Source organism: Pseudoalteromonas sp. '520P1 No. 423', assembly GCF_001269985.1.
Classification (GTDB): Bacteria; Pseudomonadota; Gammaproteobacteria; order Enterobacterales; family Alteromonadaceae; genus Pseudoalteromonas.
The window spans coordinates 689856-715054 of record NZ_BBZB01000001.1; the positions used below are offsets into that span (position 1 = coordinate 689856).

Sequence of the window (25199 nt, forward strand, 5' to 3'; positions counted from 1 at the left end):
AGTAAGGCATTCTATGAAGGATAATAAATGTTAGATCTAAATACTTTATTTTATACCAGTATTAGCGTCACTGTTCTTATGAGTTTGCTTAATTTTGTCACTTGGAGAGCCAATAAAGTAGTTCCGGGTACTTTATTATATGTGTTTTATCCTGTGGTAATTTTAACGTCTTTATTATGTTTTACAGGACTCAATTTATTGCCTATCGGTCTTAATTTCAATCTAGGGCTAGGCAATACTTTATTATTTTTAGCTTCAATAATTCAAGCTTATGCATTATGTAAGTTTTTTGAATTTAAACATGCTTCCCTTAATGTATTTATAGCGGCTACTATTTGGTTAATCATTGCGTTTTGGTGGTTTTTGTATGGTGACTTAGATCGTCATAGTCGCATTTTAATAGTCGACATTCACCGTATTATAGAAGCGGTCTTTTTAAGCTATTTATTTTTTAATATTGGCTTAAAAAAATATCCTAATGGCAGCTATATTTATTTGTTTAATTTTAGCTTACTGTTAATTGTTTTTTCATTACGTGCTGTTTTATTACAAGACGTGAATAATGAAGACATAACGCAAAGTTTATATTTTAGCTTACCTATTTTTATGGCTGGTATTTTGTCTCCAATGTTAATTACCACAGGTATCGCTGTTTTGTGTAATGAAAGGCGGGCATTACATTTAAAAAACCTGACTGAAAAAGCACAAAAAGATGCCGAACTTCGAGGTTTATTTTTATCCACTATGAGCCATGAAATCAGAACACCATTAAATGGCATTTTGGGTAGCGCTCAGTTAGTAATGAATCAGTCTAATGACCCGAGAGATAAACCTTATTGTGAAGCGATTATTAACTCTGCAGAATCTTTAAACTTATTAATCGATAAAGTATTAGATTATGCCAGTTTAGATCAGAGTACTGGTGCGCTTTATGAAGAAGATATAGAACTCAAACCATGGCTTGAAAACTTATGTTTATTATTAAGCCCATTAGCAGGTCAAAAAAACCTTAACTTTGAATTGAATTTTAACCTAGCTGAACAGGCGTGTTATTACTGTGACCAGCAAAAGATTAGGCAGGTATTAATCAATTTAGTGGGTAACGCGATAAAGTTTACTGATAATGGCAGCATAAAAATACAAGTTGATTTAATACACTCAACTGCTTTAGAGCATAATTTGCGATTTGCAGTTGAAGATACAGGACCGGGTATTGAGAGTGATGAAATTGAATATTTAACAGAGCCTTATGTACAAAGTACTGCCGGTAAAGTTAAAGGAGGCACGGGTTTAGGTTTAGCGATTAGTAGCCGTATTTTATCTAAATTAAAAAGTAGGTTAGATATTAGTAGTGAGTTAGGTAAAGGCAGTATTTTTAGCTTTGATATTACTTTAGGTTTAGGCGAATTAAGCTTAGTAGAGCAGCGCCATCAGTCATCAGAATATCTAACTGGATTAGATATTCTATTGGTAGAGGATTTACCCTTAAATCAAAAAATAGCCTTGGAGTTTATGGCTATGGATGAGCATAAAGTCAAACTGGCAGACGATGGTGCGTCGGCGATTTTAATGATGCAGAAATATCGATTTGATCTGGTTTTACTTGACATGAATTTACCGGATTTTAATGGTCCCGAAGTACTAAAAAAACTAAAAAACTTAGATCATAAAAATCAACGTACTCCTATTTTAGCTTTTACAGCGAGTTTAAGCCCTGATGAAATTAAAGAGTATTTAGCATTAGGTATTAAAGATATTGTTGGCAAACCAATTAAATTAGAAAAGTTAAGGCAGGCTTTACTTAACTCTCAAAGTACTCAGGCTCCTTCATTGGTAACAGAGTTAAAACCTATTTTATATGATGATACAGCAACTAAAACCCTTGAAAGCTCTTTTACAGAAGAGGAGCTATCTTCTGTTTATAATGAGTTTGTATTGTCAGCGAGAAGCAAGTTTAATCATCTACAAGAGTTATTAAGTAGTGATACTGAACAGTGCATTAAGATATTGCACCGACAAGCAAGCACCGCATTGCAGCTAGGTTTTAATTTATATGGTATGGAATTAAAGAAATTAGAAAGAAAGTTACTTGATAAAAAGCCAATTGAAGCTGATATTGAAGACGTGACGGACTTATGGCAAAAAAGTTTGGCGGCTTATTTAGAAGATGTAAAACGTAAGCTTTAACTGTATCTTAGCTAATATTACTATTTTTGAAACTCGTATTATTTAAAAGGAAGTTAACAATGAAAAAACTCTTAGTTGCAGTGGCAGTATTGGCTGCTGTTGGTACCGTTTATTTGTATGATAAGCAAACTAATTCATCAGATAAATCGACTGAACAAGCATTAAAATTATCTGAACTTGCGTATATACCAGCAGATACTTTGATGTTTGCTGGCCAGTTAAAGCCTTTTCCAGTAAAAAACTATATTAAGCTATTATCACAAAACCAAGCTTCTTATGAGCAGTTTGGTTTTATGGCTGATGAATTGTCAAAGGGTGAGCATGCTGGGCAAAAATTCATTGCTAGTTTATTAAAAATATATAATCAAACTCTCATGTCTCCTGATTTGTTAATGCAGAACTATGGCGTAAACGATAGCTTTAAAAGCCTCTTTTATACAGTGGGGTTGCTACCTGTAATGCGTTATGAAATTGCTCAACCTGAAGCCTTATGGAATATGCTTGCTAAAGCTGAAAGTGAGTCAGGTATAGCGGCTCAAACTCAAACAATTTCAGGAGTTGAATATAAAAGTTATGCTTTTTATGAAGAAGATGGTCAAGTATTTGAGCTGATTGCATCTGTTAAAAACGGTTGGGCTACGCTTACTTTTAATACGCCTGTTAATGAACAAAGCGAGTTATCACTGGCGCTTACTATTAACAAGCCTGAAAAGTCACTTGCCAGCGAAGACACCTTAAAAAATATGATGGTTAAACATGGTTTTGATGCAACCTATGTGGGCTTTTTTAATCATGTCGCCCTCGTTAATGGTTTAACAAATAAAGATAATAATTACTTTAATAAAATGCTGAATAAAACTTTAGCTTTATCTGATACTGATTTGAAAGGAAAAGAGCTAACCGTTTTTCGAGAAAAAGCATGTCAGGATGATTTAGCACAATTGGTGAGTAACTGGCCCAGAACAGCCTTTGGCACCCAACACCTTGAAATAAAAGAGTCTTCTGTCAATATGAAAGCATCTATGGTGATAGAAGGTAATACAGATATGATGCGTGTTTTATCTGGATTAAGAGGCTTTATTCCTGAGCATTTACATTCTGCCGATAACAAAATAATGAGCTTAGGTTTGGGGTTAGATATTGGTAAAGTAACACCTGTACTTACCACGTTATGGAATGATTTTACGCAAACAAAATATCAATGTGCACCATTAGTTGAAATGCAAGCTGAGGTTGCAAAAAACAGCCCTATGATGACAGCTATGTTTACCGGTATGGCATCTGACGTAAAAGGTTTTAGCACAGCTTTATTTGATTTTGAGTTAAGTAACGAAAACGATCAACCCACATTAAAAGCATTAGATAGTTTAGTGACTTTATCGGTAAATAAGCCAATTTCATTTTTTAATAGCGTAAAAGCATTTTATCCACCGTTAGCTGATTTAAAATTACCAGAAGATGGCTCGCCTGTACGCTTAAATGAATTTGTGCCCATGTTAGATATGTTTGGTGCTCAAGTAGATGTTGCTGTTAAAGGTGACAATATTGCTTTGTATAGCGGCACTATTGCATCACAAACTGCTGAGGCTTTATCTAAACAAGCACTGGTAAATAACGGTGTTAATAGCTTTAGTTTAGATTATAAAAAGTTTTTCACGCCTTTATTTGATGTTGCGGCCATTGCAAATCAAGAATTGCCAGAAGAACTAAATAGCCTTAAAGATACCGATATGCGTCTTCATTTTTTAATGGATTATACTGACAATGGTATTGAGTTTGTTAGTACCGTAGATAGTAAAGTTAATTAACGCATAGCAAGAACTGATATATAAAAGCCGGAACTAAAAGTTTCGGTTTTTTGTTTTTAAATGGGTGCGTTTATTGCATTGAATAAGCTACCTCACTTTTATGTCAAAATTTTATCATGTTAATAAATCCAAATAACAGCTATAACCAAACAAATGATATTGCCAATAATCAAGTTAAAGACCAGAGCGCCGTTCTGTCATCAAAAACAGCGGTTAATAAAATAGATAAAGAAGCTGCAACAGCCCATAGTTCTGCTGATGTGGCATTATCATCAAGATCACAAAAATTAGCAGCTATTACAAGTGAGTTTTTTTCTGGCAAAGATTTAACCCAGTTAGATATTGGTCAATTGTCTCAAAGATTAGGTGAATACGGTTTAATCTCGCCAGAGCAACATGCAAAACTTAATGGTAATTTGAAAGGTAATAATGAAAATGCGCATCAACCGAGTCAAAAACTGTCTTCATTCTTAAATAATTTCTCAAATTCTGCTCAAGGTAAAGGTTTAAGTGAAAACTTAAATGCTAGTTTAGATAATGCTGAACATATATTAGGTAATGTAAATAAAGCAAAAGAAGACGTGGGTTTTAGTCGCATTTTAGATCAAACAATTTCAGAGTTTGATAAATTTTTGTCTTCAGAAGAGTTTAAAGAATTAACATCTGCAGATCAGCAAAGCTTTAAAACAGTAACGAGTGCGTTAAATATCATAGATCAAATTACGCCTAAAAATTTAGATAACAAACAATTAAATAGCTATTTATCGATAGCAAAAATGTAATTTCATGCGTAAATATTCACTAAATTTTGGTCTATATTACCAGTTATAAAATTATGAAAATTAAAAGTTCAATAATTACAACAAGATGTGATTTGGCTTGATGTTTGCAATAATTCCTTGAAAATATAACTTATATAACAACTAAACTATCAAGGAATTTAGATGCTTAAATTACTCACTCCAATATGTACCGCTTTATGGTTATCAGGTTGTGTTATTCATATATCTCCAGACTCAGCAAATATTCAAGAACACAAAGCGCTAGCAATGAGTACGCAGGGTGTAAGCAAATTTGTATCCGAAACATCTTCAGGTAATGTAAAAATTATAGGTGTGGAAGGCTTAAAAGAGATCACAGTGAAAGCTGACATTAGAACTTATAATCATGATAAACCTTATACCCTAACCTTAGAAAAACAAGGTGTTCATGCAAAGCTCATTGCCAAGCATAATGCAAAAATGGGTTTTTATTCTGGTAATTCTCCACGCATAAATTTAACCATTCAAGTACCAGCTAATTTAGCCCTCGATTTAGAGGATGGTTCAGGTGATATTGAAATAAAAGGGAGTAAAGCTGATATTAAAGTTGATGATAATTCTGGCAACATCATTATTACTGGTGGTAATAATCTAGTGATAGATGATGGCTCCGGTAATATTGAAATAACACAAGTCACGGGTGATATGGTGATTGAAGATGATTCTGGTAATCTTTCAATTGATGGTGGAAATAAGCTTGTTGTAGAAGATGGTTCTGGAAATTTAAGCATCGCTAATTTATCAGGGTCTCTAAAAGTGAAAGATGATTCCGGAAACTTAGATATTACAGAAATTAAAGGTCATGTTGATGTTGAAGATGGGTCTGGCAATTTAACTATCACTAACTTATCTAGCTCGCTCGAAGTAAAAGATGATTCCGGTAATTTAACGATTCAATCTATTAAGGGTGATGTAACAGTTGATGATGGCTCTGGAGATTTAAATATTTCTCATTTAGCGCGTTCTTTGATTGTCACAGATGACTCTGGTGAATTATCAGTTAAAGATATTCAAGGTGATGTAAACATTAATGATGGTTCAGGTAATTTAAGCGTAACTCAAGTTGTTGGTGTGGTAACGATTGAAGATGCTTCAGGAAATATAGATGTGAATAATACTGGTGGCCTTGTGATTTCAGAATCAGGTTCTGGTAGCTTAAAAATGCATGATATTAATGGAAAGGTTGATGTGAAAAATTAACTGAGTGTAGATCAATAAATAGAATTTATAAGCGCTTAAAAGCGCTTTTTTTTGCCTGAAAATTAATAATTGAATCAAGCCATGACACAAATCAATAATTACAATATAAAGATGATTTAACTTAAGTTTATAAGTTTAGATTAGAGTCGCTTATGAATGTAAAAAATAAACATAGATTACTAAAAGTGATAATGTTGATAGGAATTAGTCTAATTTTACTTGGGCATTATTTGATTTCTTATCTTAATTTTGATGAAAGCCATGGTGTAACAGGTATCGTAATCAGTGCAGGCTGTATTGCTTTAGGTTTGATTTTATCTTTACCTAGTAAGATTTATTTAACCCTAATATTTATGAAAAATGAAAGCGAAAAAGATAAAACTTAAGTGTTTTATCTTTATCTATTTGAACGGTTTTAATTTTCTTCAGTTTTCATAACCGCTTCTGTTGGTTTTTCAACTGGCTCTTCAACAAGCTTTTCTGGGTGCCATGCATTTATTTTCATTATGGTACAACTGGCATTTTGGCTCATATTATTATCAGTAATAATTTTGTCACCACGAGATAAGCAACTAGAGTTACCTCTAGAAACAGTGCCTATTCTACTCATCGCCCATTGTGGATCACAAATTCCAGCTAGGCTTAAAATATATTTATCTTTTACATTTTTGTTTAATATAATGGCATCATTTCGTTTATCTACCGTTTCCCAGCCATTAATTGAGCGAGCAAAGCAGATTTGATTCACTTCTTCACCGATTCTAAGGTCTGGTTTAGTCTCTTTTTTCTCAGTATCTGGGCTAGTTTGGCAGCCCATTAATAAAACAGCACTTACTAATGTTACAGATAAAATTGCTTTCATTTTTCGGCCCTAAATAGTTAACGCATTGAATGCATTGATAGTAATCACTTTAAGCTGAACTCAAACTGAATTTGTATGAATTTCCATCTATAAGCTAACATATTTCAAGTACCTAAAGTAGAGTTTTGTTTGTAGGTTATTAATTTAAATGCATAAAATAAAAAACGCAGCCGAAGCTGCGTTTGAATCATGAAACAATGAATTTTTAAATCTAGATTCCATCACCATCTGTATGAAGACCACATTCACGGTTTAAACCAAAAAACCTTGTCTCTTCTTCAGTCATACCTGGTTCTAGTTTACGTGTTGTATGTACATCACCCATAGAAACATAACCTTGCTCCCATAAAGGGTGATATGGTAAATCATGTTTTGTTAAATACTGATAAACATCACGATTATTCCAGTCTATGATAGGGTGAAATTTCACGGTGTCACGGCTAATTTCAACAATATTTTTATTGGCACGTGTTGAAGACTGATCGCGTCTTAGACCACTAAACCAAGTACTAGCCTGTAAATCTTCTAAAGCACGATTCATAGGCTCAACTTTGTTCATATGGTTATATTGTTTAATACCTGCGACATCTTGCTCCCACAGTTTGCCATATTTAGCTTCTTGCCATGCAGGGCTGTGCTCAGAGCGATATACTTTTAAGTTTAAGTCTAAACGTTCAGTTAAATGATCAATAAACTGATAGGTTTCAGGAAATAAATAACCAGTATCCGTTAAAACCACAGGAATATCTGTTTTGTGTGATGTCATTAAGTGCAACATTACAGCCGCTTGAATGCCAAAGCTTGATGACAAAAACTGCGTATTTGGTAAGTTTTTAATTGCCCAAGCAACACGCTGCTCGGCAGATAGTTCAGCAAGTTGATTATTAGCTTGTGCTAATAATTGTGCTTGCTGGTCTTTATCCATAGCTAAAATGTTTTTAAATTCGCTCATAATTCCACCTGATATTTTAAGCTGGTTGCCCAGCTTAATATCATTTTAATCTTGATTTTTAACTGTGAAAGTCTGTTTTACTGACTTTAACTTCTTGCACTATGCCGACACGGATCACAAAGTCACCAAAACACTCATCTTCATTGCGCTCTGTCGCCCAGCGACCAATTAATGTGTCTAGCTCAGGTAAGAAAACATCTTCACTGACATTCTCTTTGTAAAGCTTAGGTACGCGAGTACCGATGCGATTACCACCTAAATGCATGTTATATTTGCCTGGTCCTTTACCAACTAAACCAACTTCAGCCAACATTGCGCGACCACAACCATTTGGACAGCCAATAACACGTAAAATGATGTTGTCATCAGCAATGCCATGCTTAGTAAGTAAACCTTCAACTTTTTCAACTAAGCTAGGTAAGTAACGCTCAGATTCAGCCATCGCTAATGGACATGTTGGTAGTGCAACACATGCCATTGAGTTTTTCTGCTGATTTGAATGGCTATCGTCAATTAAGCCATGTTTACGTGCTAGCTTTTCAATTGCTTCTTTTTGCTCTGTTGGTACACCAGCAATAATTAAGTTTTGGTTTGCTGTCATGCGGAAATCACCTTGGTGAATTTTCGCAATTTCACGACAACCTGTTTTTAATGTTTTACCTGGGTAATCTAAAATACGACCACTTTGAATAAATAGCGCTAAATGGTGTTTACCATCTATACCTTCAACCCAACCGATGTTGTCACCACGAGTTGTAAATTCGTATGGACGGCTTGCTTCAAATTTAACGCCTGCACGTTTTTCAACTTCTTCTCTAAAAGCATTTACGCCAACGCGGTCTAAAGTGTATTTAGTTTTTGCATTTTTACGATTTGAGCGGTTACCCCAATCACGTTGAACTGTTACAACATGTTCAGCAATCGCAAGTGTATGTTCTACAGGAATAAAACCAAAGTCGTCTGCTTTACGAGGGTAAGTTGCAGTATCACCATGAGTCATAGCTAAACCACCACCCACTAATACATTAAAACCAACTAATTTACCGTTTTCGCTAATAGCTACAAAGTTTAAATCGTTTGCATGTAAATCCACGTCATTATTCGGTGGGATCACAACCGTTGTTTTGAACTTACGAGGTAAATAGTTAGAGCCTAAAATTGGCTCTTCAGTTGTTTCTGACTTTTCACCATCTAACCAGATTTCAGCATAGGCACGAGTGCGTGGTAATAAATGCTCTGAGATTTTTGTTGCCCATTCATAAGCTTCTTGGTGTAACTCTGATTCAACTGGGTTAGTAGTACATAAGACGTTACGGTTAACATCGCCAGCAGTTGCAATAGAGTCTATACCAACACTATCTAACATTTGGTGCATGCCTTTAATGTTTGGCTTTAAAACACCGTGAAACTGAAAAGTTTGACGTGTTGTTAAACGAATGCTGCCATAACTTGTTTTATCATCGGCAAATTTATCAATTGCTAACCATTGATCTGGTGTAATGATGCCGCCAGGCATACGAGCACGTAACATAACGTTATGTAGCGGCTCTAGTTTTTGTTTTGCACGTTCACCACGGATATCACGGTCATCTTGCTGATACATGCCATGGAAACGGATTAATTGGAAATTATCAGCTGTAAAGCCACCTGTGATTTCGTCTTGTAAATCAGCTTCTATTGTTCCACGTAAAAAATTACTTTCTCTTTTAAGGCGTTCGTTATCAGAAAGCTTTACGGTTTTATCTTGCTCGCTCATTTTGCTTTTTCCTAAATTCTTTTTAACTTCTTATAAAGTGACGGTTTATAAGCTCACGTGTTGTTAATACTTTTGTATTTAGTACACGTCTTTCTGATATCTATTTTGATTACGTAATTCTTTTAAGTATGCTTGTGCATCTTCTTCAGATTTACCACCAAACTCCTGAACTATGTCTAATAGCGCTTGATGAACATCTTTTGCCATGCGATTAGCATCGCCACATACATAAAAATGTGCGCCTTTTTCTAACCAGGCATAAACTTCTGCGCCACTTTTACGTAGTTTATCTTGTACATATACTTTTTCAGCTTGGTCACGGCTAAAGGCAACGTCTAACTTAGATAACACGCCAGACTTTAAGTAACCTTGAAGCTCTACTTGGTATAAAAAGTCTTGTGTAAAATGCGGATTACCAAAGAATAACCAGTTATCACCTTGTGATTCGCTTGCTTCACGTTCTTGTAAAAACGCTCTAAAAGGTGCAATACCAGTACCTGGACCTACCATTAATACTGGTGTATTTGTATCTGCAGGTAAGCGGAAGTTATCGTTATGCTCTACAAATACTTTAACTGATGCGCCTTCTTCAGCACGTTTAGCCAAGTAACCAGAACAACCACCTAAATGCTCGCTACCAAAAGCTTCAAATTCTACTAAGCCAATTGTTAAATGTACTTCTTCTTCCACTTCAGATTGTGAAGAGGCAATTGAATAAAGGCGCGCTTGTAATTTACGCAAACAATCAACTAATGCTTGTGCATCAAGTTTTGCAGGGTATTGACGAATAATGTCGAAGATTTGGCGAGGTTCAATAAATTCACGTAAAGTCGCTTTATCTTCTGTAATTTTAGCTAACTCAGCATTATTAGTTGCAGCAGCAAATTTTTCGACAAATGCAGGGTAAGATTGTGTTAATTCAAGGTTTTCGATTAATGCTTGGCGAACACTTATTGTTTTATCGCCTAAAGTAATTTCAGTCGAAGCATCGATAGTTAATAAAGAAAGCGCTTCGTCTACTAAAGCTTCATCATTTAAGAAATAAACACCTAATGAATCACCCGCAGTATAAGTAAGGTCTGAACCTTCTAGCGAAATTTCAATATGGCGTACATCTTTTGTTGAATCACGACCTGTGATTTTTTGCACTACTGATAACTCAGCTGCAAATGGATTTTGCTTGTTATATTGACTTGTTACTGTAGCGGCACCAGGCATAGGAATAACTTGCGCAGAACCAGCTGATTGTGCTTTTAAATCAGGTTCAAAGGCATCTAATGCACCTGTTAACCATATATTTGCTTCATCTTCGTAATCAACATCTAAATCGGCACGAGCAAAAACAGTCTCAGCGCCTAAATCAGTAAAGCGTTGATCGAAATCTTGCGCTGTTTTACAGAAAAATTCATAGCTAGAGTCACCTAGGCCTAATACTGCAACTTTAACACCCTCTAATTTAGGTGCTTTTTTAGAGTATAAAAACTCATGTAAGTTTTCAGCATCTTCAGGTGGTTCGCCTTCTCCGTATGTTGATACAACAACAGAGATAAACTTTTCTTTTTTCAAATTGTTAGGTTTGTAATCAGCCATATTAACTAACTTAACAGTTAAACCACGAGATTCTGCTTGTGTTTTAAGTTGGCCAGCAACATTTTTCGCGTTACCTGTTTGTGAGCCATATAAAATAGTTAAACTTGCAGCTTCGCCTGCTTGGGCTGCTGGAGCAACATCACCTAAAACGGCTGTATTGGCATTAGCAGCTAAATAACCACTTACCCAAGCTTGTTGAATTGGGTTTAGCTCTGCCACTAGGCCTTGTAATTTTTGCACTTGCTCTGCTGAGAGCGGGCTAGCTGCGCTAGATAATTGACCTAACAACATGAGTATTCCTCAATATTTTAAAAATGCTGTAAAAAGTTGCCATATACTTTTAATTGTATAACTGAGTTGTCAGTTTTCATCAAAGTTATATTTTTTGCCCCTGTTGATATTTTTTATCTACAAAAAGGGCTAATCTGAGAGTGAAGCATAACGATCAATCAACAGAACAAAAAAGAATAGAAAATACTTTGTTATTCTTTTTTGGAATTAAAAACGCATTTATTTAGAAAATAGATTGAAAATACCCTTATTATTTTTGATCTTCTCAGACTGCCAAAAATAAGATTTCTTCTATACTTAAATGTACTTTTTTACAAAATTGGCTTTTCGATGAATAAATACATGATGTTAATCATATTTTATTGCCTGACTGCATGGCGCAAAATAATCCAATTAATGAAGCTGCAATTGAACGCTGGGCCATATTTTTTAGCCCCTCAGCGATAGATAAAAAGCAGAAAATAAAAGAGTTAAGGTGGTTTGCCCAAACAGCGAAGCAATACCAAGGGTTGCACATTAGGAGTGTAGCCAAAGAGATAAAAACACATCATTGGGAAAATGAGGTATTAAGCCGTGCCTTTGAAGAAATCACCGGTATTAAAGTTGAGCATAAAATTATAGGCGAAGGTCAAATCGTAAGAAAAATGATGGTGATAAATATACGAATCCTGATTTAGATTTAGCCGATTTTGTAAATTTAGAGTTTGGTCAAGATTATGATGGCAACCAATTACAATTGCCTGATCAACAATTTGCTAATTTATATTGGTTTCGATATGACTGATTTTCCCGTAAAGACATTAAAGCAAAATTTAAAAAGCAGTTTGGTTATGACTTAGGCGTACCTCTTAATTGGGCTGCTTATGAGGATATCGCTCAGTTTTTTACTGGGATGACAATTGATGGTGTCAAAGTATATGGGCATTTAGATTATGGTAAAAAATACCCCTCTTTAGGTTGACGCTTTACCGATGCCTGGCTTTCTATTGCGGGAGTTGGTGATGTCTTTCTACCAAATGGTTCCCCTGTGGATGAATGGGGATCAGAGTTGAAAATCGTATTCCGGTAGGATCAACAGTTTCTCGAGGTGGCGCATTAAATAGTCCTGCGGCGGTATATGCACTTCCTAAGTATATTGATTGGTTAAAAAAGTACGCACCACCAGAGGCGTTAAATTAGCGCTGGGTTGATGCTGAACCCAAAGCTGCTCAGGGCAATATTGCACAGCGTATTTTTCAATATGTTACTTGGTTATCACAGCCAGGCTCTCCTAAGCCTCACAGAGTAAGACCTGAGCCAAAGACGATTGATTATGAAACCTTATTAAAACAATGGCGTAATGAATGATGATTAAGATTAAATTTTTACTCTGTTTATTAATTACATTACCCTGAAGTTGCAATACAGGAAACATCTCGTTGGCGTTTAATGCAGGTTGATTTAAACCTAGTGACACCCAAAAATAGCCTTTATGATTTTTCAGGAAAATTAAACACCATTGCTCAACCTATACGTATTCCTAAAGCATATCTTAATATTATCAAAAAAATTCAAACGGCTAATATTCCGGTAGAAATATCACAACAAGATGAAAGCTCTTTTTATAAATTAATTCGTGATAATACAGAAAGTTTAATTACCTTTTTTATTATGGCTGTACGCCAAGATGAAAATGAAAAGTTCAAAGATAAGTTTATAGTACATCCTCACCCCATTGCGTCACTCTCATTCTTTTTAGCATTTTTTGAAACTCCTGCGACAAACTCTGAGATTCATAAAAAAGTGTGGATGAATATTGAGTATTTGAGAAACGATTATGTTTTTATTCTGCATTACTCTCTGAGTATTGATGCATGTCGTTGAAAAAAGTTGGTGTTACCTTAAGAAACTTTATTTCATTTACTTTAGCTAAAGTGGGGGTGTTGATAGCCTTTGTATTCGGCATAGTGATAAGTAGTTTTCAAATCTATTCTGACTATATAAAGCAAGGTGATTTACTTGCACAAACAGTTGAGCAAATTTTGCAGGTTACAGAATCATCGGCAACCCAAGCCGTGTATGAATATGACGAAGCGCTAGCAAATAGGGTGATTAATGGCTTATTTGCTTATAAACCGATAATAGAAGTGATTATTACAGATGATTTTGGTGAAGTATTAGCGCAAAACTCAAGGAAAACTGAAATTGAAAACCCTTGGTGTGTAGCCGAAGAATTGTTTGATGATAATCAAAAATTCAGTATTAATTTAAATACGCAAAATAGTATAGATAATAATGCACACCTCATAGTGGTTGTTGATGACTATTATGGCGCTCTGGCTTTTACATCGCGGTCTATGGTGATATTACTTTCAGGTATTGTGCGTAATATTTTGTTAGCTATCGCATTACTATTTGTGTTTTATTACATGCCTATAAAGATAAAATGAAGGTTGCATTTTAATCTATTTTTCAAAGATGCATGAGCGGATAGAGCTCAATTTTTCTGATGATGCAAGGTGATTTCGCCGGATCATATTAGTAAAATATTTAATCCTTTTTATACCACAAACCGAAATGCAGGTGGCAGCGGTTTAGGTTTGCATATTATCAGTAATATAGCTACTAACTCACTTCAGGGGAGGATCACATGCCAAAGTGAGCCTTTATGGCTTCCCCAAAAATACAAGAGGAAGTTTCATAGTTACAATCAACTTATTACTTGTTTAACTGCTTTGTTCCAACCTTCAATTAATGCATCTCTATGGTCTTTTTCTATTTTAGGTGAAAATGCTTTATCAATTTTACAAATGTTATTTGGCAATGTATCTATTTGCCAGATATTAGCACCTAACCCTGCAAGTAAAATCGCACCTAATGCCGTTGATTCAATATTCACAGGACGAACAAGTTCGATATCTAATAAATCTGCTTGAAACTGCATTAAAAAATTATTTTCACAGGCGCCACCATCAACGTGCATAGATGTAATTTTTGTATTAGATTCGGACTGCATTAGTTTTAATACATCAACAGTTTGGTATGCGATAGATTCTAAGGTTGCTCTAATAATTTCACTTTTACCCGCGCCCCTTGTTAGACCAACTATTGCACCTTTGGCTGCCATATCCCAGTGTGGCGCGCCTAATCCTGTTAATGCAGGCACAAAATATACGCCTTGTGTATCTTTAATACTTTGTGCAATTGTTTCTGTCTCAGAGGCTTTGGTGATCAATTGAAGTTGATCTCTAAGCCATTGCACAGCAGCACCTGCGATAAATACTGAGCCTTCAAGCGCATAAGAAGGCCGCCCCTTTTCATCACAAGCAATTGTTGTTAATAATCCATTTTTACTTAAATTCTTAATGTTGCCAGTATGCATTAACATGAAGCAACCAGTACCGTAAGTATTTTTAACTTGACCAGACTTGATACAACCTTGACCAAATAGTGCAGCTTGTTGATCGCCTGCAACACCAGTAATAGGAATTTCGTTACCATTAAACAGTTGTTGGTCGGTTTTGCCAAAATAACTCGCTGAGTTTTGAATGTTAGGCAGGATAGATTTTGGTAAATCAAAATAGCTTAATAGTTCATGATCCCACTCTTTTGAATTGATGTTATATAACATAGTGCGGGAAGCATTTGTATGATCGGTGACGTGGTTTTCACCGCCTGTGAGTTGCCATATTAACCATGAATCTATGGTACCAAAAGCTAAGTTACCTTGCTCTGCTAGGGCTTTTATTTCGGGGTGCTGATTGAATATCCATTTTATTTTGGTTGCGGAAAAATAAGCATCAATTACTAATCCTGTTTTTTCTTGGATCCAGACTGACTTACCATCCTGTTTTATTTTTTCACAGATATCAGCAGAGCGTCTGCACTGCCATACAATGGCGTTGTGTACAGGCTTGCCTGTTATTTTATCCCACAAAACACTAGTTTCTCTTTGATTGGTTATGCCAATTGATTTGATATCTTGATGGGTTAAGTTGGCACTTTCTAAGGCTTGTTTGATACCTAATAAGGTAGATAGCCAAATTTCATAAGCATCGTGTTCGACCCAAGATGCTTTGGGATAAATTTGAGTAAACTCGTTATAGGCTTTGCCTTTTAACTCTCCACTTTGATCATAAATAACTATGGTGGTGCCAGTAGTGCCCTGATCGATTGCAAGTATCATGATAAAAATTAATTGTTTGGTTATTTATTTTATATAGATTAGTCGTCTTTGCCTTTATTGTCGTGAAAAAACATATAAATCAGATGGTTAATTTATTCGTATATTTTTTCTTTGGTTACAATGTTATTTTTTGTACCTGAATCTTTACAAAATACCATGAGTAATAACTCTAATTTTTGCTGTTATCGTTTTTGTAATATAAAATTAACATTTGGGTCTAATAATAGTCCGATAAATAGCTAATTGCGTATTATCAAATAATTGGAGTTGTAGTGAAATATAAAAATAAATTAATGCTAAGCCTACTTTTAGTAGCTAATACTGGTGCTTATGCCGAAGTGGAAAACGGTGGTTTTGAAACTTGGTCAAATAGCGCTCCATCAGGATGGACTACGATAGATACAGGCATAGCTGTAAATGAAAATAAAGATATCGTTAAGCTAGGTGAGAGCTCTGCAGCTATTACTGTAAATACTAACTCGCAAAGCTCAACCGATTTACAGCAATTGGTTGCTGTTATATCGGGGCAAACTTATGCGTTTTCAACTTGGGTTTATCATACTGAAGGTAACGTAAAAGCGAGACTTTATGTTGATGGTTATCAAGGGTATTCGAATGAGAATTTAATCAATCAATGGCAGAAGATTGATTTTAATTATACGGCTAGTACAAGTAAAAATATTGCTGTAGGTCTACGTTTTTATGATACTGCTGGTTTTGATGGTTCAGAGATAGTGTATATTGATGACTTTCAACCTTCAGTTAATGAAACACCAGATCCAAATGCATGTGCGAGTACTGAAGTTCAGTTTAGCTTAACAACTGACAACTATGGTTATGAAACAAACTGGAGCATCAAAGATAGTAATTCAGTTGAAATTGTCCATGGCAGTAACTTATCAAATAATACGAGTTATAAAGAAAACTTATGCTTAGTTGATGGAGAATATAGTTTTACCATTAATGATACATATGGCGACGGTATTTGTTGTACATATGGTAATGGTTCATATGATATATCAATCTCAGGTAAGTCGCTTATTTCAGGTGGCACTTTTACCAATAGTGAAACTAAAACTTTTGTTATAGGAAATGATAGTGGAGGTGGTTCAGGTGGTGAGCCTAGTGCTTACTATGAATCCGCGATAGGTAAATCAGGTTATGTTTTGAAGGCAGCCTTACATAATATAATTAAAGCACATACTGTGAAAGGTTACTCTGCTTTATGGACGTTTTATGAATCACATTCATTAGATAATTATTATGAAAAAGATGGCTTTATATTAGATATATACTCTGAGAATCCATCAGGCTCTGAGAGTTATGTTTATACAAAAGTAACAAATCAATGTGGAAACTATTCAGCTGAAGGTGGCTGTTATAACCGAGAACATTCGTTTCCTAAGAGTTGGTTTGGTGGAAAAATAGAACCTATGAATTCTGATGTGCATCATATTTTTGCAACCGATGGTTTTGTGAATTCAAAAAGAAGTGGTTATCCATATGGTGAAGTAGCGACTGCTAGTTTTACTTCAACAAACAATAGTAAATTAGGCATAGCAACCACGACACTAGGATATTCAGGCACTGTATTTGAACCTATTGATGAATTTAAAGGGGATTTAGCAAGAGCACATTTATATATGGCTGTTAGGTATGAAGATGTGATTTCTACTTGGACTAATAATAGTGTTTATGGTGCAGCTATATTAGATGGCTCAAGTGATCAGGTATTTAAGCCGTGGGTGATTACTATGTTACTTCGATGGCACAAAAATGATCCTGTAAGCCAAAAAGAAATAGATAGAAATGAAGCCGGATTTACCCACCAAGGAAACAGAAATCCATTCATAGATCACCCTGAATATGTAGATCAAATTTGGAGCAATTAACCCTATTAACAAAAGCCTCTGCCTAGCAGAGGTTTACTCTACAGGGTAAATCGTAATTTCCAAACCTGCATCAATTGCTGAGATTCTTAACAAAGTATCCGATTTGATTGCTTGGTTAAAACACTTTGGTTTTGTACCAGAGTTAAATCCAATATCAAAAGTACGTTTTGAACATGTTAACCATTGTTTAAGTGCGTTTCTTGAGCATGACTCTAGTTGCTCACATAAGTGGTTGATAGCTTGATCTGGTGTTTTAATGTCAGTATCAGCTTCTATACGTGCAGACTGTCGGTAATCATCTTTATCATAATTTAATACAATTGCTTTTTTAGCTAATTCGCCAACTAATACGCTGATATCATTTTTTGATTCGAGTTCTAAATCAACGTTTAAGAATTGAATTTCAGACATTTTTCTTTTTCCTGTGCTTTAGCGATTTACAGAGGTGGTTATACCAAGGGGCTTAGGTATTTAAAGCCTTACTTTACCTTAGTTATCGTTATGGCTCTAGTTAATCTCTTATTTTTAGTTATGTTTTAAAGATGATATTATTGGTTTGTTGTAATTATATAATTTTGATTAAGTTAATATTTTGATAAAACCCTTTTTGTTATTACTTTTACTCTGTGTCTTTATTGCTCCATTTAGTACTTCCTCAAAAGAATTCACCAAAAAAGGCAAAGTTAACCAAAGAGCAACAAGACATGGTGCTTGTGATGTTAAAATTGACTTTAAACAAAGAGTCATTCAACCACCAAAAAGTGCAAAAAAACACATTGCTGATACTTATTTTTATATGCAGAAGACTTATGGGCTAAAAATATCAAGTAAACAACAAAAGCTATTTAATGTTTGGGCTGGTCAAGCAAAACCAAAAAACTTTTTATAGTGATGTAGTATATTGACTAAACTGTGATTGATGTTTCTTTGAATCATACATGGCTTTATCGGCCATATTAATGAGCTTAGATAGCGTGAATTGATAGTTTTCAGCGTTGGACGCAATGCCTATACTGACGCCAAAACCTAGCTCTAAAATTGCTTTATTTATTTTATTTTTCATTGTTTTTTGAATGCGCTTTGCAATAAGTTCTGATTCTTCTAAATTTTCTATCAATATCAAAATAATGAATTCATCACCACCAAATCGTACTGCAATATCTGAAGGTCGAATTGAACTTTGAATTTCCTCTGCCACTTGCTTCAATAAAATATCACCTTGTTTATGGCCTAAGTTATCATTTACACGTTTAAATTTATTTAAGTCTAAAAATAATAGAGCGAGCGGTTGTTGCTTTCTTTTGCTAATGGAAAGCAGTGCTTCCCCTGCATGATTTAGGTAGTTTCTATTATATAAACCTGTTAACTCATCATGGGTTGCAGCATAAGTGACCTTAGCCTCTAATTCTTGCTTTTCAATGGCAACAGAAACCACTAAAGCAGCAATATCTAAAATTTCACGTTCTTCGGGTAATGGGGTAGTAGGCGTTTGATGATAGATAGCAAATGTGCCTAAGACTTTCTTTTTGGAGCATAAAATAGGAATGGACCAACAAGCATGTAAATTTGCTTTTTGTGTGAGCGCTAAATAGTTTTGCCAGTTAGGGTGTGTATTTATATTCGAGGCTATGACAGGTTCTTTTAAAAAAGCAGCGGCACCACAACTGCCAATGTTAGGTCCTATTTCAATCCCATTTATTGCTTGATTATAAAAATCGGGCAAATTGTTTTTAGCAGCGCTGTGTAGTGTATTTGTTTTAGGATCTAAATGTAAGATGGAAGAAAATGAGTTTGGGATGCACTCTTCAACTGTTTCAACAACTTGAAGCATAAAAGTATCAATTTCAATTCCCAGAGCTAAATCTCGCAATAGCGTATTAAATTTTCTGTGGGCTTCGAGTAAATGCTGAAAATCTATCATATGAACCTTAGTGTTAACCTACAATTAAATAGTATACTTTTAAACCGAAAAAATATAGTTAAAGGTGAGTTTTGAGTACGCAATATCCATCAATCTAAAAAATATTTAAAAAATTTCGGCAAAATCTTAAATTGTTTCTATGCTTTAGCTATATTCTAAATAAAAAGCTAAATATGACTGTGCATGTTGAAAACAATCAAGAAATAGGATGTTTCATTATTGTGGCAACCGTGGTTTCGCAGTTAGATATCATTCTTGTCGAAGCCAAAAATTTATCTTTAGCTGCAAAAAATGCACGTGTAGTTGCCATTCGAGCGGGAGAGGCGGCTTTAGGTTTTAAATCCATCACAAATTTTATTGATGAGTTTTCGACTAAAACCATACAAACAACCCAAGAAATCAATCAGCATTCAAACTTGTTATTTAAACTTGCTTTAGAGCAATTAAGAGCTTCTCAATTTGAGCACCATATTAATCGTGCTTACTCATTAAATGATAAAAACCATGTTGAAATTAAAAGAATTAAAAATGAATCAACGCAAATTTTTAGGGAGAGTTTAACGCGCTTTAATAGTGAAATGCAGGCGCTAACGTTGCAGTTTGAAGAAATAAGACAGCAAATGCGGGCCGCTGAGTATATCGCGGTTACCTCTAGGGTGGAGGCTTCTCAAGCAGGTGAATATTGCGATAGCTTAGAGTCAGTATCTGATTATATCGCTTCGGCTGCACTAAGAATAAAATCAGCCATTTCGATTAATTTGAGCACCTTATCTCAATTAAAACGTATAAAAGTGAGGGGATAACGAACATTAACTTAGATTAATAATGGAATAAAAAATGAAATCAAGTGTAATTTATGAAGGAAAGCATCATAAGTGGGTTGTGTTTGGTAGAGATGAATCAAAGCCAGAAAAAATAATAGATACCAATCAATATTTAATTTGTACAGATACTGAGTCTATGTTGCTGGATCCTGGCGGTATAGAGCTTTTTTCTTCTATGTTGACCGGGATATTAGGTTATACAGAGCTAAGTAAACTAACAACTTTATTTGCCTCGCATCAAGACCCCGACATTATTTCCTCTTTAGGTTTATGGGATAAAACAATTCCTAAAGCCAAGCTATATGCTCCTGGGTTATGGGAAGGGTTTATTCGTCATTTTGGCATGGAAAATATTGAATTTATGGCGGTGAAAGATGAGGGGGGAGAAATAAAATTAGGCAGTAATAACTTTAGATTGATCCCCGCGCATTATTTGCATTCATCGGGTAATTTTAATGTTTATGACCCTGAGGCTAAAATATTGATGAGTGGTGACTTAGGCGCTTCGCTTGAAAAAGGTGATGTGCCCATGTTTGTTGACGATTTTGGCGATCATGTTGCGCATATAGAATACTTTCACCGCCGTTGGATGCCTTCAAATCGGGCTAAAATGAATTGGATAGCAAGGGTTAAAGAGCTCGATATAAAAATTATGGCGCCACAGCATGGCCGAATATTTAAAGATGACGCAGTGCAGGAGTTTTTAGCTTGGTTTGAAAAGCTAGATGTAGGTTGTGCTTAATTTTATAGATTGTTAAATTTCATTACTTTTAATTATCAAGGCCTATTTTATAGGTCTTTTTTATTTGTTGAATTAAAACGGTAAATAAAGGATGCTATGTTTTAGGATCATTTTTAGGATTATATGACATGAGAATAATAAAAGTGAGTTTATTATCTATGTTATCTATTGGAACATTAGTTCAAGCGGATGTATTACATGATTTTGATCATGGTGTAAATTATGAGCAAGTGAAATTATCTGAAAATAAATATCAATTAGAAATTCGCTCAGACTCTTATCATCATTTTAATCAGCAAAGTACTTTTCTATTGCGCCATAGTGCTAGATTATGCCATCGTAAAAGTTATACATTGAAAGTTTTATCAGGAGTGCAGAAATTTGATTCGATGCCTACGACTCCTCGCGCTCTGCAACAGAATCTAAAAGTAATAGTTTCATGTGAACAGAGCGATAATAAATAAAAAGGATTAGTCTTTGTAGCCCCAAGGTGCAGCTGGTGGTGTGATTGCTTTTGATAAATCGAAATCTACTCTAAAGTCTCTTCCTTCTCGTGTTAAGCGATAAGTAAATTTCTCTGGGTAGATATACATATGCCATGTATTCGCTGTAGATTGTGGAATACCTGATTTTATAAATAACTCTTTAGAGTATTGGTCAGCTGGAAATGACTGAGCCTGTGCCCAACCGCCATCTACAGTATGGCCACCGTACATAGTTGAAGTATCATTTGAACCATCTTCATGACGATGATCATGTTTTAAAGATAGGCCCGAACCTGTTTTAGTTATTATCCAAGTACGAGATGCATCTTTACCAACGTGAAAAGGAACTTGTAGTTCGGTGTCATTACAGCGGCGTACATGCATGATTAAATCATTATTACTGAAGCTATCGTCACTACTGCCGCCAGCAGTTACTTTTCCTAAAAATGCCTTACCACAATGTTTTGATATTGCGTTAAAAAACTGATCATGTGTATCAATAGATACTAATGGTGCAGGGCTTGATAAAGCAGAAGTTGAACTTAGTAATAAAGATGTAAAGATGATTTTTTTCATTTTTGGCTCATAAATTAACGATCAATGTAGGCTAGCTTATAGATAAAAATAATTGGCGAAAAGTGTTTTATCTATTAATTTAAATAAAGAAAAAATAATAAAAAGGAAAAGTAATAATGGCAAAGTTTGATACTCATTTACCAGGTACTTTTTGTTGGCCGGAGCTCAGTACTACAAATTGGCAGCAAGGAAAGGCTTTTTATACTCAGTTATTTAATTGGGGATTTGATGACCAGCCTATAGGTGAGAATGTTTTTTATACTATGCTACAGCAAGATGGCTTAGATATTGGGGCTATGTATCAAATGGAGGCGGCACAGCAAGAGTCGGGTATGCCGAGCCATTGGTTAAATTACATTGCAGTAGATGATGTCGACCTCATGACTGAAAAAGCAAAAAAGCTCAATGCTGAAGTTATTTGCGGGCCTATGAATTTAGGTGATGCAGGCAAGATGAGTTTAATGGTTGAACCAGGTGGTGCTATGTTTGGGCTTTGGCAAGGTGCGGAACACCCCAGGGCACGTAAACTTAAAGAACCTGGTACTATGGTTTGGAATGAATTAGCGACAAAAAACGCGAATAAAAGTAAGGCCTTTTATTGCGACTTATTTGACTGGCAGGTTAAAGATCAAGATATGCAAGGAATGGCTTATTCTTTATTTTTCATTAGAGATCAAGAAGAGCCTGTTGCTGGTATGATGACAATGACTGATGAGTGGCCTGAAGATATCCCTGCTCATTGGATGATATATTTTGCTGTCACTGATTGCGATGCATATATAGAAAAAGCTAAAAACCTAGGTGCTAATATTTGTGTTGAAGCAACAGATGTTCCTGGAGTGGGTCGCTTTAGTGTTATTACTGATCCACAAGGCGCAGTATTTTCTATAATACAGAGCGAAACCCCATAATTTTTCCAAATAAATTCTAAAGGTACTCAATTGAGTGCCTTTTTTATTATGAAGTGGCACAATCTGGTATGATCCAATTATTATTTTTAAAGATATTTCTGATTAGGAATTAATTATGGATTTAGCGCTAGGAACCAACCTCACATTACCTTTATTTTTGCTTGATGAAACATTACAGAATAGAGATCCAGAACAGCCTGATTTCTCAATTGATATAATATTAGATGAAGATCTAGTATCTCATATGTGCCAAGCGCCAGAAGCCGATAGCAGTATTGCTATTTATATTAATCAATATCAATTAATTGATATGCCAGCTGAATTTAAACTACTTGGAGATGAGCATGTGGCACAAATGCAAGTGACTCAAGGGCCGAGTATTGCTGCGATTGTTATTTTCCCTGATGGTAAAACATTTGTATCTCCGCAAATGGATTTTTTACCTACCTTTGATATGGATGTAGAGGGCGAGGAATAAAGTGAAAAAAAGCTCGTTTTATTATTTACAATCAAGGTTTTAAGTGGTTTTTACGTATGTGGTATACATCAATATGACACCTTATTTGGTAAAGCGAGTATTCAAGAACGAAGGGTTGATCCTGACTCAGTTGAAGGTAGACATTTTTCGCAGTCAGTTCAACCGATATTAGAGTCAAGATCTGTGGTTTGCCACGGATGTTATGATGCGCCATGTCAATTAAAGCTGTCATCAGCACAAGGGATAGAGCGCGGTATTTCAAATCAGCTAGTTTATGATGGTGCTCGCTTATTAGCTGAAAAACCAAACCGATTATTTATAGATGGTCAAAATACGCAAGACTGGAGAGAGCGAGGTTTTTCACCCGTGCTTAATGAGCGTATGCAAACCGAAGAAGCAAATTTAGCAGGCAGTGTTTTATATAATTCCTTATTGCTAAAACAAAGCTTTCCTCTGCCAAGTAATCATATTTTACCTAAAGAATTTGATTTTTCGTTAGAGCGTGTTCAAACATGCGCACCTATAGATCAATTTCTTCAAGTATAAAATAATAAACCATTATCTGGCATGCCATATGGTTTACCTGCTATTAACCATACAGAGTTTAAAGCTATTGAGCATTGGTTGAAAACGGGCAGCAAAATGCCGAAGCCTGATAAACTAAATATAGATTTACAACAAGAAGTTGATAAATGGGAGTCATTTTTAAATCAAGATTCTTTAAAGCATCAATTAGCCTCAAGATATATGTTATGAACATTGGTTTTTAGCACATATCTATTTTCCTAAAGTAGACGACACAATATTTTTTAAATTGGTACGTTCAAAAACACATTTACCTTTAGCATTAAATGATAAAAAGATAACTCGGCTTTTTGAACAATTTATTACCGCTGATTATAAAATATCTCAATTGCCAAGTTATGATATTGAATCGGCATCAAATCCTTTTAAAACTTTTGCAGCATTACCCGTTAAAAGTAAATATCAATTTATGTTAGATGAAGCACAATTGATTATTATGGGTTTTATTAAAGGTCCAGTTTGTCGAGGGCAAGTAGCACTCAATGTTATAAACGATCATTTTTGGGTGATGTTTATAGATCCTACGCTTAATAGTTCTTTAGATGCAAACCAGTTTTTAGCAGAGCAAACTCATGATTTAGCGCTACCAGCGCAAGAACAAAGCAATACATTGCCCATTTTTAGTTGGCTGAAATACTCAAAGTCACGAGATAATTATTTAACAGCAAAAGCAAAGTTAGCAAATAAAGTATTTAAGCAAGGAGAGCATTTAAATACAGATTTACTTTGGCATGGTAAAGGCACTAATGATAATGCAGCTTTAACGATATTCCGTCATTTTGATAGTGCTACTGTATTAAAGGGTTTTGTAGGTCAAGCACCAAAACAGCTTGGATAATAGATTATGCACTATTTGAGCGCATTCATTACCTACTAGTGGCAGGTTATGATGTTTATGGCAATGTAGGTCGTCAGTTATTAACGCGTTTATATATGGATTTTTTACGTATCGAAGATGAAGGCAGCTTTTTAGCGCTTTTACCAAGTGAAAGTAGACAAGATATAAAATCACATTGGTATCGTGATGCAACACTAAGTTTAATTAATTTTTTGCAAAGAAATAAACAAGGATTTGAGCAAGAAACCGGTATTGAATATCTTACTGACGATCCACAAAAAGAGCTGTATCAAAAAATACAAAAAACATAAAATC

General features: G+C 35.0%; 23 protein-coding genes and 4 pseudogenes. 19 read left to right on the forward strand and 8 right to left on the reverse strand.

Features of this window, described 5'->3' with window-relative positions; all coding sequences use genetic code 11:
* Positions 1-27 precede the first annotated feature (27 nt).
* The 5 genes from PSA_RS03195 (at position 28) to PSA_RS03215 (ending at position 6402) form a co-directional block, all read left to right on the forward strand.
* The gene (locus tag PSA_RS03195) at positions 28-2187 is read left to right on the forward strand and encodes an ATP-binding protein (protein ID WP_042150349.1); all 2160 of its coding nucleotides are present in this window, start codon (positions 28-30) and stop codon (positions 2185-2187) included.
* Between the two features lie 59 nt (positions 2188-2246).
* Positions 2247-3995 carry a hypothetical protein gene (locus tag PSA_RS03200; protein WP_042150346.1) on the forward strand — a complete coding sequence of 583 codons (1749 nt, stop codon included), beginning with the start codon at positions 2247-2249 and terminating at the stop codon, positions 3993-3995.
* 116 nt (positions 3996-4111) lie between these two features.
* Positions 4112-4777, forward strand: coding sequence for a hypothetical protein (locus tag PSA_RS03205; protein WP_042150343.1), 666 nt, complete (start codon positions 4112-4114; stop codon positions 4775-4777).
* Positions 4778-4939: 162 nt separating this feature from the next.
* On the forward strand, positions 4940-6016 hold the full coding sequence (locus tag PSA_RS03210; RefSeq protein ID WP_042150340.1) for a hypothetical protein: 1077 nt from the start codon (positions 4940-4942) through the stop codon (positions 6014-6016).
* 152 nt (positions 6017-6168) lie between these two features.
* The gene (locus PSA_RS03215) at positions 6169-6402 is read left to right on the forward strand and encodes a hypothetical protein (RefSeq protein ID WP_042150338.1); all 234 of its coding nucleotides are present in this window, start codon (positions 6169-6171) and stop codon (positions 6400-6402) included.
* A 29-nt stretch (positions 6403-6431) separates the two neighbouring features.
* Here PSA_RS03215 and PSA_RS03220 read toward each other — a convergent pair whose 3' ends face one another.
* From PSA_RS03220 to PSA_RS03235, 4 genes are all read right to left on the reverse strand, one after another.
* Positions 6432-6878 carry a DUF6491 family protein gene (locus PSA_RS03220; RefSeq protein WP_042150336.1) on the reverse strand — a complete coding sequence of 149 codons (447 nt, stop codon included), beginning with the start codon at positions 6876-6878 and terminating at the stop codon, positions 6432-6434.
* A gap of 211 nt (positions 6879-7089) precedes the next feature.
* Positions 7090-7830, reverse strand: a complete 741-nt coding sequence (locus PSA_RS03225) for a phosphoadenylyl-sulfate reductase (RefSeq protein WP_042150332.1) — start codon at positions 7828-7830, stop codon at positions 7090-7092.
* Positions 7831-7888: 58 nt separating this feature from the next.
* Positions 7889-9586 (reverse strand): assimilatory sulfite reductase (NADPH) hemoprotein subunit, encoded by a 1698-nt coding sequence (gene cysI, locus PSA_RS03230; protein WP_042150328.1) that lies wholly within the window; start codon positions 9584-9586, stop codon positions 7889-7891.
* Between the two features lie 78 nt (positions 9587-9664).
* Positions 9665-11467: an assimilatory sulfite reductase (NADPH) flavoprotein subunit gene (locus PSA_RS03235; protein ID WP_042150325.1), complete on the reverse strand. Its 1803-nt coding sequence runs from the start codon at positions 11465-11467 to the stop codon at positions 9665-9667.
* A gap of 374 nt (positions 11468-11841) precedes the next feature.
* On the opposite strand from PSA_RS03235, the gene PSA_RS25725 reads away from it, so the two are divergent.
* The 5 genes and pseudogenes from PSA_RS25725 to PSA_RS27025 all read left to right on the forward strand — a co-directional run.
* The gene (locus tag PSA_RS25725) at positions 11842-12144 is read left to right on the forward strand and encodes a hypothetical protein (protein ID WP_052380181.1); all 303 of its coding nucleotides are present in this window, start codon (positions 11842-11844) and stop codon (positions 12142-12144) included.
* Positions 12145-12502: 358 nt separating this feature from the next.
* Positions 12503-12646 (forward strand): hypothetical protein, encoded by a 144-nt coding sequence (locus tag PSA_RS25730; RefSeq protein WP_193216550.1) that lies wholly within the window; start codon positions 12503-12505, stop codon positions 12644-12646.
* Positions 12647-12895: 249 nt separating this feature from the next.
* Positions 12896-13330, forward strand: coding sequence for a hypothetical protein (locus PSA_RS03245; protein WP_042150322.1), 435 nt, complete (start codon positions 12896-12898; stop codon positions 13328-13330).
* The gene (locus PSA_RS03250) at positions 13321-13896 is read left to right on the forward strand and encodes a hypothetical protein (protein ID WP_059364729.1); all 576 of its coding nucleotides are present in this window, start codon (positions 13321-13323) and stop codon (positions 13894-13896) included. The genes PSA_RS03245 and PSA_RS03250 overlap by 10 nt, the downstream gene beginning before the upstream one ends.
* 69 nt (positions 13897-13965) lie before the next feature.
* Positions 13966-14100, forward strand: a pseudogene (locus tag PSA_RS27025) (ATP-binding protein); the annotation flags it as partial.
* Between the two features lie 56 nt (positions 14101-14156).
* Here the strand turns inward: PSA_RS27025 and glpK are convergent.
* Complete coding sequence (glpK, locus tag PSA_RS03255; RefSeq protein ID WP_042150316.1) at positions 14157-15632, reverse strand: glycerol kinase GlpK; 1476 nt, start codon at positions 15630-15632, stop codon at positions 14157-14159.
* 293 nt (positions 15633-15925) lie between these two features.
* Between glpK and PSA_RS03260 the strand changes: the two genes are divergently transcribed.
* Positions 15926-17524 carry an endonuclease gene (locus PSA_RS03260; protein WP_042150455.1) on the forward strand — a complete coding sequence of 533 codons (1599 nt, stop codon included), beginning with the start codon at positions 15926-15928 and terminating at the stop codon, positions 17522-17524.
* 33 nt (positions 17525-17557) lie between these two features.
* On the opposite strand, the gene PSA_RS03265 is transcribed toward PSA_RS03260, so the two are convergent.
* Positions 17558-17935, reverse strand: coding sequence for a hypothetical protein (locus tag PSA_RS03265; protein WP_042150313.1), 378 nt, complete (start codon positions 17933-17935; stop codon positions 17558-17560).
* A 265-nt stretch (positions 17936-18200) separates the two neighbouring features.
* Between PSA_RS03265 and PSA_RS03270 the strand changes: the two are divergent.
* Positions 18201-18413, forward strand: a pseudogene (locus PSA_RS03270) (endonuclease); the annotation flags it as partial.
* Here PSA_RS03270 and PSA_RS03275 read toward each other — a convergent pair.
* Complete coding sequence (locus PSA_RS03275) at positions 18408-19445, reverse strand: sensor domain-containing diguanylate cyclase (RefSeq protein ID WP_052380180.1); 1038 nt, start codon at positions 19443-19445, stop codon at positions 18408-18410. The pseudogene PSA_RS03270 and the gene PSA_RS03275 sit on opposite strands and share 6 nt — an antisense overlap.
* 173 nt (positions 19446-19618) lie before the next feature.
* Between PSA_RS03275 and PSA_RS03280 the strand changes: the two genes are divergently transcribed.
* From PSA_RS03280 to PSA_RS03290, 3 genes are all read left to right on the forward strand, one after another.
* Positions 19619-20248, forward strand: a complete 630-nt coding sequence (locus PSA_RS03280; protein ID WP_042150307.1) for a hypothetical protein — start codon at positions 19619-19621, stop codon at positions 20246-20248.
* Between the two features lie 34 nt (positions 20249-20282).
* Positions 20283-21011: an MBL fold metallo-hydrolase gene (locus PSA_RS03285; RefSeq protein WP_042150304.1), complete on the forward strand. Its 729-nt coding sequence runs from the start codon at positions 20283-20285 to the stop codon at positions 21009-21011.
* Positions 21012-21139: 128 nt separating this feature from the next.
* Positions 21140-21475: a hypothetical protein gene (locus PSA_RS03290; protein ID WP_042150301.1), complete on the forward strand. Its 336-nt coding sequence runs from the start codon at positions 21140-21142 to the stop codon at positions 21473-21475.
* Positions 21476-21481: 6 nt separating this feature from the next.
* Here PSA_RS03290 and PSA_RS03295 read toward each other — a convergent pair whose 3' ends face one another.
* The gene (locus tag PSA_RS03295; RefSeq protein ID WP_042150298.1) at positions 21482-22072 is read right to left on the reverse strand and encodes a hypothetical protein; all 591 of its coding nucleotides are present in this window, start codon (positions 22070-22072) and stop codon (positions 21482-21484) included.
* A 116-nt stretch (positions 22073-22188) separates the two neighbouring features.
* Here PSA_RS03295 and PSA_RS03300 point away from each other — a divergent pair, with 116 nt between their 5' ends.
* The 4 genes and pseudogenes from PSA_RS03300 (at position 22189) to PSA_RS26765 (ending at position 25195) form a co-directional block, all read left to right on the forward strand.
* Positions 22189-22983, forward strand: coding sequence for a VOC family protein (locus tag PSA_RS03300; protein ID WP_042150294.1), 795 nt, complete (start codon positions 22189-22191; stop codon positions 22981-22983).
* A gap of 115 nt (positions 22984-23098) precedes the next feature.
* Positions 23099-23461 carry a hypothetical protein gene (locus PSA_RS03305; protein ID WP_042150290.1) on the forward strand — a complete coding sequence of 121 codons (363 nt, stop codon included), beginning with the start codon at positions 23099-23101 and terminating at the stop codon, positions 23459-23461.
* Between the two features lie 183 nt (positions 23462-23644).
* Positions 23645-24217, forward strand: a pseudogene (locus tag PSA_RS26760) (fatty acid cis/trans isomerase).
* Between the two features lie 46 nt (positions 24218-24263).
* Positions 24264-25195: pseudogene (locus tag PSA_RS26765) on the forward strand (fatty acid cis/trans isomerase).
* Positions 25196-25199: the final 4 nt, after the last annotated feature.

Excerpts from the sequence above, each read along its gene's own strand:
- PSA_RS03290 (WP_042150301.1), top strand. The coding sequence starts at position 21,140 with ATGAGAATAATAAAAGTGAGTTTATTATCTATGTTATCTATTGGAACA.
- PSA_RS03295 (WP_042150298.1), bottom strand. The coding sequence starts at position 22,072 with ATGAAAAAAATCATCTTTACATCTTTATTACTAAGTTCAACTTCTGCT.
- PSA_RS25730 (WP_193216550.1), top strand. The coding sequence starts at position 12,503 with ATGGGGATCAGAGTTGAAAATCGTATTCCGGTAGGATCAACAGTTTCT.
- PSA_RS03220 (WP_042150336.1), bottom strand. The coding sequence starts at position 6,878 with ATGAAAGCAATTTTATCTGTAACATTAGTAAGTGCTGTTTTATTAATG.
- PSA_RS03280 (WP_042150307.1), top strand. The coding sequence starts at position 19,619 with ATGACTGTGCATGTTGAAAACAATCAAGAAATAGGATGTTTCATTATT.
- PSA_RS03305 (WP_042150290.1), top strand. The coding sequence starts at position 23,099 with ATGGATTTAGCGCTAGGAACCAACCTCACATTACCTTTATTTTTGCTT.
- PSA_RS03260 (WP_042150455.1), top strand. The coding sequence starts at position 15,926 with ATGCTAAGCCTACTTTTAGTAGCTAATACTGGTGCTTATGCCGAAGTG.
- PSA_RS03210 (WP_042150340.1), top strand. The coding sequence starts at position 4,940 with ATGCTTAAATTACTCACTCCAATATGTACCGCTTTATGGTTATCAGGT.
- glpK (WP_042150316.1), bottom strand. The coding sequence starts at position 15,632 with ATGATACTTGCAATCGATCAGGGCACTACTGGCACCACCATAGTTATT.
- PSA_RS03285 (WP_042150304.1), top strand. The coding sequence starts at position 20,283 with ATGAAATCAAGTGTAATTTATGAAGGAAAGCATCATAAGTGGGTTGTG.
- PSA_RS25725 (WP_052380181.1), top strand. The coding sequence starts at position 11,842 with ATGGCGCAAAATAATCCAATTAATGAAGCTGCAATTGAACGCTGGGCC.
- PSA_RS03195 (WP_042150349.1), top strand. The coding sequence starts at position 28 with ATGTTAGATCTAAATACTTTATTTTATACCAGTATTAGCGTCACTGTT.
- PSA_RS03245 (WP_042150322.1), top strand. The coding sequence starts at position 12,896 with ATGCAGGTTGATTTAAACCTAGTGACACCCAAAAATAGCCTTTATGAT.
- cysI (WP_042150328.1), bottom strand. The coding sequence starts at position 9,586 with ATGAGCGAGCAAGATAAAACCGTAAAGCTTTCTGATAACGAACGCCTT.
- PSA_RS03205 (WP_042150343.1), top strand. The coding sequence starts at position 4,112 with ATGTTAATAAATCCAAATAACAGCTATAACCAAACAAATGATATTGCC.
- PSA_RS03250 (WP_059364729.1), top strand. The coding sequence starts at position 13,321 with ATGTCGTTGAAAAAAGTTGGTGTTACCTTAAGAAACTTTATTTCATTT.
- PSA_RS03235 (WP_042150325.1), bottom strand. The coding sequence starts at position 11,467 with ATGTTGTTAGGTCAATTATCTAGCGCAGCTAGCCCGCTCTCAGCAGAG.
- PSA_RS03200 (WP_042150346.1), top strand. The coding sequence starts at position 2,247 with ATGAAAAAACTCTTAGTTGCAGTGGCAGTATTGGCTGCTGTTGGTACC.
- PSA_RS03215 (WP_042150338.1), top strand. The coding sequence starts at position 6,169 with ATGAATGTAAAAAATAAACATAGATTACTAAAAGTGATAATGTTGATA.
- PSA_RS03300 (WP_042150294.1), top strand. The coding sequence starts at position 22,189 with ATGGCAAAGTTTGATACTCATTTACCAGGTACTTTTTGTTGGCCGGAG.
- PSA_RS03275 (WP_052380180.1), bottom strand. The coding sequence starts at position 19,445 with ATGATAGATTTTCAGCATTTACTCGAAGCCCACAGAAAATTTAATACG.
- PSA_RS03265 (WP_042150313.1), bottom strand. The coding sequence starts at position 17,935 with ATGTCTGAAATTCAATTCTTAAACGTTGATTTAGAACTCGAATCAAAA.
- PSA_RS03225 (WP_042150332.1), bottom strand. The coding sequence starts at position 7,830 with ATGAGCGAATTTAAAAACATTTTAGCTATGGATAAAGACCAGCAAGCA.